Below are 15,263 nucleotides of genomic sequence, written 5' to 3' on the forward strand. Positions count from 1 at the left end.
ATCCGATGCCGGCGACCGCTGTCCATCCAGGGTCAATGTAGCGCTGCCGTCCAACGAGCCGACTTTTGCGCTCGAATTCGTCCGCGCAGCCGCCCGGGTACTACCCGAAACCGATTGGGCTAGAAGATGATTGAGCGCGCAGGGCAGCTCGGTCGGGCAGATCGGCGCCGGCGCGTCCGACGGTCAGTGCCGACACCAGGCCGGCTGCCTCCAATGCCGCGGTCAGTTCTTCGAGCCGGACCCGGGCCAGGGCGGGCCGCCGGTCGCCTCCGAGTAGGTCCATTTCCCAGAGCGCGTCGAGCAGGCCGACCATGAACGCGTCGCCGGCGCCGATGGTGTCGGCCACCCGGACCTGCTTGGCGGCCACGTGCGCCTCGCCCGCCACGCAGAACGCCAGACAACCCCGTTCGCCCATCGTCACCGCGACGATCGCCGGGCCCAACGCCAGCCACGCTCGCGCTGTTTGCTCCGGCTCGTAATCGGGGTCGATCCAGCGCAGATCTTCGTCGCTGACCTTGACGATGTCGCTGCGCTCCACGAGCTGCTCGAGACGCGTGCGAGCCAAATCGCGGTCGGCGATCAGCGACGGCCGCACGTTGGGATCCACCGTGACCGTGGCCGACACCCGGTAGGCGTCGAGCAGCGCCGCGACCGCCAAGCACCCGGGCTCGCGTACGGCCGCGATGGACCCGGTGTGCACGAACAACGGCGGTGGCACTTCAGGAGTGCCGGACAACTGCCAGTCCAGATCGAAGGTATAGGTGGCCGACCCGTCGTCGGCGATCGTCGCCGCTGCGGTCGGGGTGCGGGCGGCGGTCACACTTCCCGGAACAAGCTGTGCGCTAGACGCTTTGACATAGTCGGCGACACGCCGACCGTGCGCATCGTCGCCGATGTGGGTCAGGAAGTCGACGTCGCGGCCTAGCCGGCCGAGTCCGACGGCGACGTTCAGCGGACTACCACCGACGTGTTCGTCGCCCTCGACGATATCGATCAGCGACTCGCCGATCACCAGCCCGCGGGTCATTGCACTAAAGCCTCCAGTGTCGCCCGAGCTCCCTTGCGGTGCAACGAATCCAGCGCCCAGCGGTAAGCCTCGACGAACCGGTGCTGGTGGGACAGGTCCGCGAACACCGCAGTGATCTCGATGAACGCGCATGCGTTCTCGTGCTGCGACCGGGCGATCGGGATGAGCGAATCCGCCAGCTGGTCCAACACCTCGTAGGGCTCGCCCCACTCGTCGACACCCTCGGCGTAGCGGGCCCAGCTGGCCACCGCTGCCGACGCCATTTGAACCGGCCCGTCACTGGCCAGGTTGTCGCAGATAACGGGGAACAGCCATTTCGGGATGCGATCCGACGAGTAGGCGCACAGCCGCGAGACGGTGTCGCGCACCGCGGGGTTGGCGAACCGCTCGACCAGCGTGCGGCCGTACTCGTGCAGGTCGATCCCGGGCACCGGCGGGAGCGTCGGGATGGCCTCGTTGTCGAAGTAGGAGAGTAAGAACTTGGCGAACAACGGATCCTGCGCCGCTTCGTGGACGAACTCGAAGCCGCAAAGATGGGCGAAGTAGCACAGGCATTGATGACCCGCGTTGAGCAGCCGCAGCTTCATCAGTTCGTACGGGCGGACATCGTCGACCACCAGCACGCCCGCTTGCTCCAGCGGCGGCCGGCCGTCGGCGAAGTCGTCCTCGAGCACCCAGGCACTGAACGGCTCGGCCACCACCGGCCACCGATCGTTGACGCCGAAGTCGCGTCGGACTTCCTCGGCCATCTCCAAAGTCGTTGCCGGAGTAATGCGATCGACCATCGAACTCGGGAACCGGGCGTGCTGCGCGACCCACTCGGCCAACCCGGGATCCATGCGTTCGGCACTTGCGAGCACCGTACGCCTAGCGACCTCACCGTTGTTCTCGATGTTGTCGCAGGAGACGATCGTGGGCGCGGGGATTCCGCGGTCGCGGCGCCTGGCGAGCGCCTGGGTGATCAACGCGAACGCGGGCCCATCGGGATCGCGATACCCGCCCTCGGTGATGGTCAGCGAAATGATTCGCGTGGAACCCGCGGCGAGCAGCTCCAACGCTGCCTCCGGATCGTCGGGGGCGTAGCGGTAGTCGATGATCGAACCGATCACCTGTGCATCCCGGCTGCCGTCGGGGTTTTCCAGGATCAGCGTGTAGAGCCCGTCCTGACCATTGAGGACGTCGCGCATGGTCCAGTCGGCGGGCATCACACCTACCCCGCAGATGCCCCACTCATGCGCCAGGCCCTGCTGCAGCAGCAGGTTGATGTATGCGGCCTGATGCGCCCGGTGGAAGTGACCGGCGCCGATGTGCGCAATGCCGACGTTGACGCTGCCGCGATCGTATTTCGGTGCGTCGATCGGCAGTTTGGCGAGCGACGCGTTGTTCAGGTCTATCGCGCTAGCCGCCATTGGGCACCTCCTTCGCGGGGCCGCCGCCCGGATCGCACCCGGGCTCGCAGCCACCTCTCGACGGTACGACGACCGTGGGCTTCACGCCCAGCCGTTTGGACCGGTCGCCCTATGTGCGTGGGGAATCTCCAGCCGGCACGGCAGACAACAGCAGGAGATCGGCGAGAGCGCGCCACGAATCGGTGATCGCGATGGCACCGGCCTCAATCAATTCTGCACGGCGGCAATCCCGTTCGTCGGATAGGACGAACATCAGGTTACCGACGGTGGCGTAGCCCGCCGCGACCGCGGAAGTCACGCCGGCGACCGAGTCTTCGATGGCCAGCCCTTGGTGCGCTGCGACGCCCAGCACCTGGCCGGCATGCAGATACACCGCGGGGTCGGGTTTGCTTGTCGGCGCCGCCAGAGAATCCTCCGCGCTGAAGGTCACAGCTTCCGGTAACAGCGAGTCGAGGCCGGTGGCAATGAAGCAGGCACGCAGACGCTTGGTTGCGCTGGAACTGACCGCCGCGAGAGCGTAATGCTCCGCGAGGTCGGCCAACGGTTCCAGCACCTGCGGATCCGGTGTCAGGGTGGCCCCCAAATGAGCGGTGACCCGTTCGCGCTCTTCGCGGACCCATTGCTCGAGTTCGTCGGCGGCCAACGCGTTGCCGCTCGCCAGGTCGCCGGCAGCGGCGACTACTGCCCCGGGACGATCCTGAGCCAAGGTCTGATCGAGCGGCAGTTCACACTGCACCGCCAGATCGAGAGCGGTGGTGCGGAAGTTCTTCCCGACAGCCCGCTTACGCAGCTCCTCAGAGCTCAGTGGCGCGCTCACGCCGAACCTGGCCAGGAAACGATTCGTCACGTCGGTCGATGCGTCGAACGCCGGCCGCTCCGATCCAAACAGGTTGTCATCGGCGTCGCAGAGCAAGGTAGTGATCGACGCCGGGTCGAATTCGCGCACAAAGCTGAAGCCGGAGTTCATCGCGCCACCAACTCCCGCTCGTCGTTGCGCATCGCGTCGCGCAGCGTGGGCACCACACCGCGATCGTCGATATCCGCGATCATGTCGCCCAGCCGCTCCGCAAAACCGGGAACCGCGCGCACCTCGGCGAACATCTCATGCCCCAGCAGCGGATCGGGGTTGCTGCTTGCCATGTTGGCCAACCTAACCACCGGTATCGCCTGCGAGTCTTCCAGGCGCAGCTTTCGTCCCTCGAGGTCGTGGCCGCGCATGTAGCGGGCCCAGCCGGCAACAGCCAACATCAGCAGCGTGTGCGGCCTGCGCTGCGCGATCGCCTCGTGCAGGGAGGGCAGGACAAACGACGCGATTTTGCTCGTTCCCCGCCGCGCCAGCCGCGACAATTGGTCGCTCATCCGGGGATTGCTGAGCCGATCGAGCAGGGTGCCCCGGTACTCCGGGGTGTTCATCCCGGGGATAGCGGGCAGCAGTGGCTGAATTTCGTCGCTCAGCAGCTTCTCGACGTAATCGAACAGGACGCGATCTCCCATCGCTTCGTCGGTGCGCTGGTAACCGGCCAGTGTGGCCAGACACGCCAGCGCGATATGGGTTCCGTTGAGCAGACGGGTCTTGATCAGCTTGTGGTCGCTGACATCGGCAACGAATTCGGCACCGACCAAGTCAAGTGGCGGCCGCCCATTGCTGAAGGAATCCTCGATCACCCATTGGCGATACGGCTCGGTCACGACCGGCCATTTGTCGGCGACACCGAATGTCTGCTCGACAAACTTGCGCTCCGACTTGGAGGTCTGCGGGGTGATGCGATCGACCATGGTCGACGGGAACGCGACATGCGTGTCGATCCAGCGGGCCAGCCCGGGGTCCTTCAACGCGGCGAACGACACCAGCGCGGTTCGCGCCGGCTGGGTGTCGCCGGGAATGTTGTCGCAGCAGAGCACGGTGAACGGCGCGACACCCGCGCGGCGGCGGTAGTCGAGAGCTTCGGCCAGATATCCCCACGCGGTGGCATAGCCATCGGACGCGACGAGGTCGGCGCGCACGTCTGGGTCCTCGGTGTCGAATTCGTCGGTGACCGGATTCAGGAAGTATCCGTTGCCGGTGATCGTCAGGCTGACAATGCGGGTCTGCGGATCGGCCAGGGCGGCGCGCACCGCTGAGCCATCATTCGGCGCGTAATGCACGGAGCCGATCGAACCGACCACGCGGGCGGTTTGGCGGTCATGACCGCGCTGTACCACGGTGTACAGCCCATCTTGTGCCGACAGCAAGTCTTTGACGTCGGGGGAGTGCAGGCTGACGCCGGTGACGCCCCAACGATCAGAAATGCCCGCGCGGGCAAGGTCGTCGAAGTAGACGGCCTGATGTGCGCGGTGGAAGTTGCCGGCGCCGATGTGAACGACACCCCGCTGTAGGGCTGACCTGTCGTAAGTAGGCACGTCAACACGGTGCGAATGCAGTTGTAGTGTCGCGTCGCTCAGAGGAACGCCGCTTTTTGGACGCCAGGGGGGAGGAATGACATCAAACATTGTCTGTCTGTGCCCAGAGTTGGCGGCCGGTATAACGCCTTCGTGGCTCTTGTCACAAATAAATCCACCCCGACGACGATTGTCGGTGGTCAGAGCAGTTGACACCGCAGAAACGCGTAGGTTGACTCTCATGGCACCGCGGGTCAAACTGACCAACCCCGAAAAGGTGCTCTACCCTGTGACCGGCACCACGAAGGCCGACATCTTCGACTATTACCTCGATATCGCCGAGGTCATGGTCCCGCACATCGCCGGGCGTCCGGCCACCCGTAAGCGCTGGCCGAATGGCGTTGAGCAGTCTTCGTTTTTCGAAAAGCAGCTGGCGTCCTCAGCCCCCGACTGGCTGCCTCGCGCCAGCGTGACGCACCGCTCCGGAACCACCACGTACCCGATCATCGACAGCGTCGATGCACTGGCCTGGATCGCGCAGCAGGCGGCGCTGGAGGTACACGTACCGCAGTGGCGGTTCGTCGCGCAGTGGACCCGCGGCAAGGCCGAAGAACGCAAGCCCGGCCCGGCAACACGATTGGTGTTCGACCTGGACCCGGGTGAGGGCGTCACGATGGCTCGACTGGCTGAGGTGGCTCGCGCGGTGCGCGACCTGATCGCCGATATCGGGCTGACCACCTTCCCGCTCACCAGCGGCAGCAAGGGCCTGCATCTCTATGCGCCACTGGACGAGCCGGTAAGCAGCACCGGTGCCACGGTGTTGGCGAAACGTGTTGCCCAGCAACTAGAAAAAGCAATGCCCAAGTTGGTTACCGCGACAATGACCAAGAGTGTGCGCGCGGGCAAGGTATTCCTGGACTGGAGCCAGAACAGCGGATCGAAGACCACGATCGCGCCCTACTCGCTGCGCGGCCGGGAACACCCCACCGTCGCGGCGCCGCGCAGCTGGGAGGAACTCGACGACCCGGCACTGGCGCAGCTGCGCTACGACGAGGTGCTGGCCCGGGTCGCCCGGGACGGCGACCTGCTGGCACCGCTGGACACCGATGCACCCGTCGCGGATCGGTTGACCAAATACCGCAGCATGCGCGACGCGGCGAAGACGCCCGAACCGGTACCCCATGCTAAACTCGCTGCAGGTCAGGGGAATACGTTCGTCATCCAGGAGCACCATGCCCGCCGGCTGCACTACGACTTCCGGCTGGAAAAAGACGGCGTGCTGGTGTCATGGGCAGTGCCGAAAAACCTGCCCGAGACGACGTCGGTGAACCACCTCGCGGTGCACACCGAAGATCATCCGCTCGAATACGGCACGTTCGAGGGCAGCATTCCCAAAGGGGAATACGGGGCCGGCAAGGTGGTCATCTGGGATTCCGGAACCTACGACGCCGAGAAATTTCGCGATGACGAGGTCATCGTGAATCTGCATGGCAGCCGAATTTCCGGTCGCTACGCGCTGATTCAAACCAACGGTGACCAATGGCTGGCCCGCCGAATGAAAGACCAGAAGGTGTTCGAGTTCGACGAGATCGCTCCGATGCTTGCCACGCATGGTTCGGTGGCAAACCTAAAAGCCGGCCAGTGGGCGTTCGAGGGGAAGTGGGACGGCTACCGGCTGCTGATCGAGGCGGACCGGGGCAGCGCGCGGGTGCGGTCCAGAAGCGGCCGGGACGTCACCAAAGAGTATCCGCAATTGCGTTCGCTGGCAGAAGATCTCGCTGACCACCATGTGCTGCTCGACGGCGAGATCGTAGCGTTGGACAAATCCGGGGTGCCCAGTTTCAACGAAATGCAGAACCGCAATCGCGCCACGCGCATCGAGTTCTGGGCGTTCGACCTGGTCTACCTGGACGGCCGCTCGCTGCTGCGGGCAAAATATCCCGATCGCCGTCGATTGCTGGAAACCCTTGGCAGCGCAAGCAGTCTCACCGTTCCCGAGTTGCTACCGGGGGACGGCGCCGACGCACTCGAGCATTCGCGTCAGCACGGCTGGGAGGGTGTGGTTGCCAAGAAGCGCGACTCCACCTATCAGCCCGGCAGGCGCTCGGGGTCCTGGGTCAAAGACAAGCATTGGAACACCCAGGAAGTCGTGATCGGTGGCTGGAAAGCCGGCGAAGGCGGCCGCAGCAGCGGCATCGGCTCGTTGATGGTCGGCATTCCCGGCGAGGGCGGCCTACACTTCGTCGGCAGGGTCGGAACCGGCTTCACCGAACGCGACCTGGCCAACCTGAAAAAGACGCTGGCTGGGCTGCACACCGACGAATCTCCGTTCGAGGCCAGGCTGCCGCCGCGCGACGCTAAGGGCGTCACATTCGTCAAGCCGGTTCTGGTCGGCGAGGTGCGCTACAGCGAGCAGACTCCGGATGATCGTTTGCGCCAACCGAGTTGGCGTGGGTTGCGGCCTGACAAGTCGCCAAGTGAGGTGGTGCGCGAATGAAATGGGTGACATTTCGAGGTGCTGACGGCGAGCGGACCGGGGTGCTCTCTGGCGACGTGATCTACCCGATGCCACCGGGTGTGACGCTGCTCGATCTGCTCGGGCGCGGCGCCGACGGGCTGCGCGAAGCCGGCGAGCAGGCAAGCCGTTGCGAGCCGGTGCGTCTGGGCGACGTGACGCTGCTGGCGCCCATCCCGCGACCGCCGTCGATCCGGGATTCCCTGTGCTTTTTGGACCACATGCGCAATTGCCAAGCCGCGGTGGGCGCCGGGCGGGTACTCAGCGATACCTGGTATCGCATCCCGGCCTTCTATTTCGCTTGTCCGGCAACCGTTCTGGGGCCTTACGACGATGCGCCGATGGCGCCTGGAAGTGCTTGGCAGGACTTCGAATTGGAGATCGCCGCTGTCATCGGGACATGCGGTAAAAACCTGACGGTTGAGCAGGCCGAACAGGCCATCATCGGCTACACGATCTTCAACGATTGGTCGGCACGAGACCTGCAGCAGCTGGAAACCCAGTTGGCGATCGGGCAGGGCAAGGGAAAGGACAGCGGAGTCACGCTCGGTCCCTACCTGGTCACACCCGATGAACTCGAGCCGTACCGCCGCGACGGCAAACTTGACCTACAGGTGAGCGCACTGGTCAACGACAAGGAGATCGGGTCGGGCTCCACCGCCCAGATGGATTGGAGCTTCGGCGAAGTCGTCTCCTATATCTCGCGTGGTGTGCAGCTCGCACCCGGCGACGTCGTCGGGTCGGGCACGGTGCCCACCTGCACGCTGGTAGAGCACCTCAGCCTCGCGGGGCCGGAGTCGTTTCCCGGATGGCTGCGCGACGGCGACGTCGTCACGTTGCGGGTGCAGGGCCTGGGGGAGACCCGGCAAACCGTTCGTGCGAGCAACCCGCCGCACCGGCTGGCACCCAGGCTCAATCCTCAGGCCGCACCCGCGTCGGACCGCGTCAACCGCGCGCCCGCACGAGTGCCTTACACCCGTGGGCTGCACGAGGTCGGCGACCGGGTCTGGGCGTGGACGCTGCCGGACGGTGGCTATGGCTGGAGTAACGCCGGACTGGTCAGTGGCGACGGCGCCTCATTGTTGGTGGACACGCTGTTCGACCTCGCGCTGACCCGCGAAATGCTCACCGCGATGCGGCCGTTCACCGAGCGGGCGGCGATCACCGACGCGTTGATCACCCACTCGAACGGCGACCACACCCACGGCAATCAACTGCTCGACGCGTCGGTGCGCATCATCGCCGCGCAGGGCACCGCTGACGAGATCGAACACGGAATGGCGCCCGAGATGCTGGCCATGGTGCAGACCGCCAATCTCGGCCCGATCGCGACGCCCTACACGCGAGACCGGTTCGGGCACTTTGACTTCAGCGGCATCCAGGTGCGCAACGCCGACCTAACGTTCGACCACGAGCTGTCCATCGAGGTCGGCGGCCGGCGGATCGAGCTGCTGAACCTGGGCCCCGCGCACACCGCGGCGGACTCCGTGGTGCACGTACCCGATGCCGGGGTGCTGTTCGGCGGTGATCTGCTGTTCATCGGCTGCACCCCGATTGTGTGGGCGGGCCCGATCGCCAACTGGGTTGCTGCCTGCGATGCGATGATCGCGCTGGATGCCCCGACGGTGGTGCCCGGGCACGGCCCGGTTACCGATCCGGACGGGATCCGCGCTGTGCGTGGCTATCTCGCGCATGTTGCCGAGCAAACCAAGGCTTCCTATGACAAGGGGCTGTCGTGGACCGAGGCCGCGGACACCATCGATCTGGGTGAGTACGCCACCTGGCTGGACGCCGAGCGGGTCGTTGTAAACGTCTATCAACGCTATCGCGAACTCGACCCGGACACACCGCAATTGGAGACGATGGCGTTGCTGGTGATGCAGGCCGAGTGGTTGGCCAAACACGGCTGAGTGTGCGCGCCCGACGACGAGTGTGCTGCCAGGGCGGGAATTTGGCGATTAATCCGCCCTGAGCGCACACTCGGCGCCGTGGACGCACTTGCGGCTACTTCAGGACGGCAGTCACGAAGCTGATGGCCTCAACCGGGCCCCGCTGAGCCGCGTCCCGCAGTGCGGGCAGCCCCGCGGCGGTGAAGAGTTCGGCGAGGTTGAACCTGAGCACGTCCCATCCGCGTTCCTGCAGGTGTGCGGCGATGTCCGTGTGTTCGCCGAAGAAGATCAACTCGGCGTAGTCCAAATTCAATCCCTGCCGTGCCAAGGCGTCCGTTATCTTTTGGGCCTCTACCGGCGAATCCTCCACGGATCCGGTGACCGATCCGTAGTCGGCGGCGAAGCGGCTAGCTTTGGCGCTCAACGAAATAACGTTGTCCAACAGCCGAACCTCGGCCTCCGGCGGCAGGAAGCCGATCAGCACACCCTCGGCGAGCCACGCCGTGGGTTGGGCGGCATCGAAGCCGGCGTCCCGCAGCGCGGCCGGCCAATCCTCGCGAAGGTCGATGCTGACAGGCCGGTGCTCGGCGGTGGGCTTTGCGCCGATCTTCGACAGCGTCGAGGTTTTGAACTCGATCACCTCCGGCTGGTCGATTTCGTACACGGTCGTTCCGGCCGGCCAGGAAAGCCGGTAGCCACGACTATCGAGCCCGGCCGCGACGATCACCACCTGCCGAATGCCCGCATGCGTGGCTTGAGCGAAGAAGTCGTCGAAAAACCGTGCGCGGGCACCGAACGTGTCAGTCATCCGCGGGATGCCAAGCTTGTCGTCGCCGTCGTTGTCGAGTTCACCGGCCGCCACCCGGTTGAACAGATCGATGCCGACCGCGCGCACCAGCGGCTCGGCGAACGGGTCGTCGATCACCGGCTGCGGGCGTCTGGTCGCTGCGGCCCGCGCGGCGGCGACCAGGGTGGCGGTGGCGCCCACGCTGCTTGCCGGGTCCCAGGTGTCATCGTCGGAACGTGCCATGGTTTCTCCTTCGGGCTCGAGTCAAAATCACGGTATGCCTCGTCGGTTAATAACCACTTCGCATACGGTTTCGATATGCCTGCAGTGACACTGGAAACACTTGAGGAGAACATCGCCTGTATCACCCTGAACCGGCCGGAGCGCCTGAACGCGATCGACGGGTCGCTGATCGACGGCGTGGACGCTGCCCTGGACGTACTCAGCGACGGCCAGCACCGCGTCGCGATCATCACCGGCGCCGGCCAGGCCTGGACACAGCCGGCCGGTCCGGACACCCCGTCGTTCAAAATCAACTACGACGCTCAGGTCCGGCTGGCCAACCTCTACACCCGGATCTACGAACTGGACATCCCGGTGATCGCGGCGGTCAACGGCGTCGCCGTCGGAGGCGGACTGGCGTTCACATTGGTCAGCGATATCCGGGTGGCTTCCGATCAGGCCCGCTTCGGCTCGGTCTTCATCAAGGCCGGCTTCTCGTCGATGGACATGGGCACCAGCTACCTGCTGCCGAAGATCGTCGGCGCCGGCGTGGCCCGCGAGCTCATGTTGACCGGTCGCATCATCGAGGCGGACGAGGCCTACCGCATCAAGCTGGTGCACGAGGTGGTCGCATCCGATGACCTGATGCCGGCGACACTCAAGCTGGCCCGCTCGATCGCCGAGAACAACGCATACGGTGTGTGGCAGACCAAGATTGGTCTCAATGCGGCGCTGGACGCCCCCAGTTTGCGGCATGCCATTGAGATCGAGAACCGTACTCAGATCCTCAGCGGTTTCACCAACAACCCGGTGGAGGCAGCCAAGGCGCACATGGAGAAGCGGGCCCCCAACTGGGATCCGCTGTGACGGCTAGGCCTTAGCGACCACGTTCTCGGCAAACATCTCGAGGTTGCGGATCTTGACATCCAGCGCCTCGGTGTCGTTGCCCATGACGTAGGGAATGCGGAAACCGACGATCACGTCGGTGACGCCCTTGTCCTCGAGTCGCTTGACGCCGTCAAGGGTGAAGCCGTCGACCGAGATCACGTGAATCTGGAACGGGCCGGTCTTGCCCGCTTCCTCGCGGTACCGCTTGAGCTTGGCGATCAATCCGTCGAGTTCTTCTGGGTCGCCGCCGCCGTGCATCCAGCCGTCCAGCCGGGCCGCGCGGCGCAGTGCCGCGTCGGCGTGCCCGCCGATCAATATCGGGATCGGCTCGGTCGGAGCCGGCGTCATCTTCGTCTTGGGGATGTCGTAGAACTCGCCGTGGAATTCGAAGTAGTCGCCGCTGGTGAGGCCTTGGATGATCTCGATGCATTCGTCCATGCGCTTGCCGCGCTTGGCGAATGGGACACCCAGCAGCTCGTAGTCCTCCGGCCACGGGCTGGTGCCGACCCCGAAGCCCACCCGATTGTTGGTCAACGCGGCCAACGATCCGATCTGCTTGGCCACCAGCGCCGGTGGGCGGATCGGCAGCTTGAGGACGAAGAAGTTGAAGTGCAACTTCGTCGTCACCGCGCCCAAAGCCCCTGTCAGCACGAAGGTTTCGATGAACTCCTTGCCGTCCAGGAACTCGCGATTGCCGTCCGGTGTGTACGGGTATTTGGAGTCGGATTCGAAGGGGTAGGCGATGCTATCGGCGATCGTCATCGCGTGGTACCCGGCCGCCTCGGCAGCCTGTGCCAGCGGGATGTAGTACCTGTGGTCGGTCATCGCCTCTGCGTAGGTGAACCGCACGTCCATCCGCCTTCCTGTGGGGGCCGTCACATGACACTAGAACGTGTTCTAGTTTGACTTGCGGGCGGGTCCTCGCCCAACTCCCGCGGCGGGGTGAGGTGGCCGATTACAGCTGGTTTTCGGGGCCGATAACGGCCCAGATCGTCTTGCCCGACGCGGTCGGGGTGCTGTCCCACGCACGAGATAGCGCATCGACGATCGCCAAACCGGACACATCGATGCCCTTATCCGGCGACGGCAGCCGCACGGCGGGCGAGGTGCTCTCGTCGGAAACCGCAATCGTCGCCGTTTCGCCGTCGGTCTCGATCCGCATCTTCGGGACGCTTCCGGTGTGTTCGAGCACGTTTTCCACGAACACATTGACGACGACGAGCGCGACCGGGATTAGCCCGGGTTGCTTCCACTCAGTTAGCCACTCGCGGACCAGCCGGCGTGATTCGCGCAGGCTGGTCAGGTTCGCGGGTAGCTCGGCATCGGCGCGATGGAGGGTCTGACGAGTGAGCTTGCCGAGTGCTTTCATGGCCCCTTTTTCGGTCGAGTAGACGGGCATGAATCGCGTGACTTCACTGCGGGTGATCGCGTCGCGGGTAGTGCGATGCGTGCTGACCAGCACAATCGGAACCTTGGTCTGAGTGCCGAGCTGCAAATGGGCGCTGATGAAAGCCGACCATGCCGACTCGGCGGGCACCTTGAGTTCGCTGACATTGACGATGACTGCCGTCGGCTTCTGCAGGGTTGCGTTGGAGATGCTCTCGCGCAGCGCCCCGGAGTTGCTGGCGTCAAGTACACCGCCGACGGTCAGAACCGCGACCGAATCGTCGGTCCGTGTCGCAACGGCCAGCGAGCCCGGCGATTCAGCTACCGCATTCACGCTAGGCACTCCTTTCCGTGTAGGACATTATCCCTGCTTACCGCGCCCGACGAGGTAGCGGTTTGTGGGCGCGTGTCCTAATTGCGGTTAGGGCACACGAATCCTAGCGCGGTCGGAACGGATTCGAGCGTCTCGTCGTGGCATTCCACGTCCTGCTCCTCCAATTCCCACTCGGCAAGCCAAATAAGAGGAACCGCCCCCCGGCGGCAGAGACTTCTCACGTTAGTTGAATGGCATCGATGCCACCAGATCACAGAAATCAGGATTGCGTCATCGCGTAGGGCGGCGCGCCCACGCCGGCGACCGCATGCGAACCCCACGGCGTCTGCTCGACGATGCGGGCCGAGACGCTGTGTTCGCCGACGGTCAGCGTCGCCGTTCGAATCCGCTTGATCACCCCGTCCGGCAGCGGCTGGGCTGGGGAGCTAGAAAGTGTTCCCTGCCAGTGGTAACGGCCGTCGATCGGGTCGAGGCGCCCGGCTAGTCGCACCCGCACCGGATGCGACGTGCCGGCGATGGTCAGAGTTGCCATGCCGTCGTAGATCTCATCGCCGGCGGGCGCGTTCGATGACAGGTCGAACGCCGATGTCACCCGAAATGGTTGAGCAGGTTGGAAATGGGCGCGTTCGTTGAACACCTGCTGGCTGCTCCGCAGTACCTCGATGCGGGTGCTGTCGCTGCGTGTCATCAGGCCGAGGCATTCGACGACATAGTGAATTTGGGCGTCGGCGTCCGGCCCGGTGGTCAAGAAGTAGTTGGGGAACCCGTGAATCGCGACGCCCAGGAACGGCTCCGTCCCATCGACCCAGGCTTGTTTGATGGATAATCCGCCCACGCCGATCAACTCGGGAGCCTGATCGTGGATGGCGAACCCGGTGCCGTAGATGATCGCGTCGGCTCGGTGGTCGACCCCATCGCTGGTGCGGATGCCCGACGGCGTGATCGCGCTGATCGCTGATGTCACGACCGCCGGCCGAGATTGCTGGCGGCCCAGCGCCGCTCGGGCATGGCGGCCTAGCCAGCGTTTGACCCGGGTTGCCGGAAACGGCATCTCGGCGACGATGCGGCGCGGTGTGTGCGCGAACACGGTGACCGAGGCTGCAACCGAAATCAGCTGCCCGAGGTAATAACCGGCGGCGGAATCGGCGCCGATAACCGCGATGTGTTTGCCGGCCGGATCGAAATCGGCGTGCCACTGTGCCGCGTGAAACGCGGTCCCGCGAAAGTCGTTGTGCCCGGCCAGCTCCGGCGTCCATGCGGCGAGCATTTGGTGAGCCGCGATGACCGACCGGCATCCGAACGTCTCGCCGGCGGCGGTGCGCACTTCCCAGCTGTTGGTGTCGTCGTCGAACCGCGAGCTGAGCACGGGTGATCTATCGAGAACGACGACGTCGGTGATGCCCGCCGCCAGTAGTTCGGTTGCGGCGCTGCGGGCAGCCGCGCCGATGACGATGACCTGGGGCGGGCTCACAGAAAGTTGGTGCGCTTCCAGCCGCGACGTGCGATCGGGCCCAGCAGGCCGATCTCGGTCAAAAACGCTGCGAGCGGGGCAAAGCCGGCCGTCTGCGTATCGCGGCGGTGCGGGCTGCTGCGTGCTGTCGCCCGGGCCCGTTTCGGATCCAGCCCGGTCCGCGCGTAGGGGATCGGATTGCTGAACAGGAAACGGAAGAAGTACCCGCCGAGTCCGTTGAAGTTGGCCATGAACAATTTGTTGAGACGCGGCATTGTCTGGGCCCGCTTGCGGGCGCCGTCGCGCGCGAACTGGATATGGCGAGCCTCTTCGGTGACGTGAATCCGCATGAGTCGCTGGATGATTGGCTGCAATTCCGGGTCGTCCATCATCTGACGTTGCAGCGAATCGAAAATCTCTTCGCCGATCAGGGCGGCAATCCACAGCATCGAGCCGCGCTGGAAGATCAGCGGAAGTGCGTTGATGACGTAGCGGTGCACCCGCCGCGGCTGTATCGGCTTGGCGCCGATGCGCTCGATGGCTTTGCCGAACATCACCATGTGCCGGGTTTCGTCGCCCAGCTCGGTCAGCTTGTAATGCGTCGAGCGGCTGGTGGGGTCTTCGTGCAGGATCGTGCGCAACAACGACTGGTTGAGCATGTTCTCGAACCAGATTCCGGCGGACAACGTGTTGACCAGTTCCTGGCGGGACAGCTCGATTTGTTGTTCACGGGTCATCTCGTCCCATATCGGCGTGCCGTACAGCGACACCAGCCGGGGCGGCAGATAGAACTTGTCCGGGTCCAGCGGGGCATCCCAGTCGATGTCGACGATCGGTTCGTAGGACTTTTTGACCGAGCCCTTGAGCAATCGCTCCGAAAACTCTTCACGACTCGGCTGGGGGTGTCCCCACTGCATCGTCTCGGCGCGGGTCATCGCTGGCGTCCCTTCATTGGGTGCTTCAGACGGTACCCATGG

At 64.8% G+C, this 15,263-nt stretch carries 12 protein-coding genes; 3 read left to right on the forward strand and 9 right to left on the reverse strand.

Annotated features, from left to right (window positions below):
- Nucleotides 1-100: 100 nt before the first annotated feature.
- The 4 genes from DB708_RS21630 to DB708_RS21645 form a co-directional block, all read right to left on the reverse strand.
- On the reverse strand, nt 101-1,027 hold the full coding sequence (locus tag DB708_RS21630; protein WP_108925540.1) for a carbohydrate kinase family protein: 927 nt from the start codon (nt 1,025-1,027) through the stop codon (nt 101-103).
- Nucleotides 1,024-2,436, reverse strand: coding sequence for a mannitol dehydrogenase family protein (locus DB708_RS21635; RefSeq protein ID WP_108925541.1), 1,413 nt, complete (start codon nt 2,434-2,436; stop codon nt 1,024-1,026). The genes DB708_RS21630 and DB708_RS21635 overlap by 4 nt, the downstream gene beginning before the upstream one ends.
- Nucleotides 2,437-2,545: 109 nt before the next feature.
- A complete protein-coding gene (locus tag DB708_RS21640) occupies nt 2,546-3,403 on the reverse strand; it encodes an HAD family hydrolase (protein WP_108925542.1) in 858 nt (285 codons plus the stop codon).
- Nucleotides 3,400-4,926, reverse strand: coding sequence for a mannitol dehydrogenase family protein (locus tag DB708_RS21645; RefSeq protein WP_108925543.1), 1,527 nt, complete (start codon nt 4,924-4,926; stop codon nt 3,400-3,402). Before DB708_RS21645 ends, DB708_RS21640 begins: the two co-directional genes overlap by 4 nt.
- 130 nt (nt 4,927-5,056) lie before the next feature.
- Between DB708_RS21645 and DB708_RS21650 the strand changes: the two genes are divergently transcribed.
- Nucleotides 5,057-7,312 (forward strand): ATP-dependent DNA ligase, encoded by a 2,256-nt coding sequence (locus tag DB708_RS21650; RefSeq protein ID WP_235616886.1) that lies wholly within the window; start codon nt 5,057-5,059, stop codon nt 7,310-7,312.
- Nucleotides 7,309-9,240: a fumarylacetoacetate hydrolase family protein gene (locus DB708_RS21655; RefSeq protein WP_108925545.1), complete on the forward strand. Its 1,932-nt coding sequence runs from the start codon at nt 7,309-7,311 to the stop codon at nt 9,238-9,240. Before DB708_RS21650 ends, DB708_RS21655 begins: the two co-directional genes overlap by 4 nt.
- Before the next feature lie 94 nt (nt 9,241-9,334).
- On the opposite strand, the gene DB708_RS21660 is transcribed toward DB708_RS21655, so the two are convergent.
- Nucleotides 9,335-10,249 carry a class I SAM-dependent methyltransferase gene (locus DB708_RS21660; RefSeq protein WP_108925546.1) on the reverse strand — a complete coding sequence of 305 codons (915 nt, stop codon included), beginning with the start codon at nt 10,247-10,249 and terminating at the stop codon, nt 9,335-9,337.
- 75 nt (nt 10,250-10,324) lie between these two features.
- Here DB708_RS21660 and DB708_RS21665 point away from each other — a divergent pair, with 75 nt between their 5' ends.
- Nucleotides 10,325-11,095 carry an enoyl-CoA hydratase/isomerase family protein gene (locus tag DB708_RS21665; protein WP_108925547.1) on the forward strand — a complete coding sequence of 257 codons (771 nt, stop codon included), beginning with the start codon at nt 10,325-10,327 and terminating at the stop codon, nt 11,093-11,095.
- Nucleotides 11,096-11,098: 3 nt separating this feature from the next.
- Here the strand turns inward: DB708_RS21665 and DB708_RS21670 are convergent, their stop codons facing one another.
- The 4 genes from DB708_RS21670 to DB708_RS21685 form a co-directional block, all read right to left on the reverse strand.
- A complete protein-coding gene (locus DB708_RS21670) occupies nt 11,099-11,965 on the reverse strand; it encodes an LLM class flavin-dependent oxidoreductase (protein ID WP_108925638.1) in 867 nt (288 codons plus the stop codon).
- Between the two features lie 106 nt (nt 11,966-12,071).
- Entirely contained in the window at nt 12,072-12,836 is a 765-nt protein-coding gene (locus tag DB708_RS21675) for an STAS domain-containing protein (RefSeq protein WP_108925548.1), read from the reverse strand.
- A 259-nt stretch (nt 12,837-13,095) separates the two neighbouring features.
- Nucleotides 13,096-14,307: a DUF4873 domain-containing protein gene (locus DB708_RS21680; RefSeq protein WP_235616888.1), complete on the reverse strand. Its 1,212-nt coding sequence runs from the start codon at nt 14,305-14,307 to the stop codon at nt 13,096-13,098.
- Nucleotides 14,304-15,221 (reverse strand): AurF N-oxygenase family protein, encoded by a 918-nt coding sequence (locus tag DB708_RS21685; protein ID WP_201263578.1) that lies wholly within the window; start codon nt 15,219-15,221, stop codon nt 14,304-14,306. The genes DB708_RS21680 and DB708_RS21685 overlap by 4 nt, the downstream gene beginning before the upstream one ends.
- Nucleotides 15,222-15,263 lie beyond the last annotated feature (42 nt).

It is taken from the genome of Mycobacterium montefiorense, from assembly GCF_003112775.1.
Taxonomy (GTDB): domain Bacteria; phylum Actinomycetota; class Actinomycetes; order Mycobacteriales; family Mycobacteriaceae; genus Mycobacterium; species Mycobacterium montefiorense.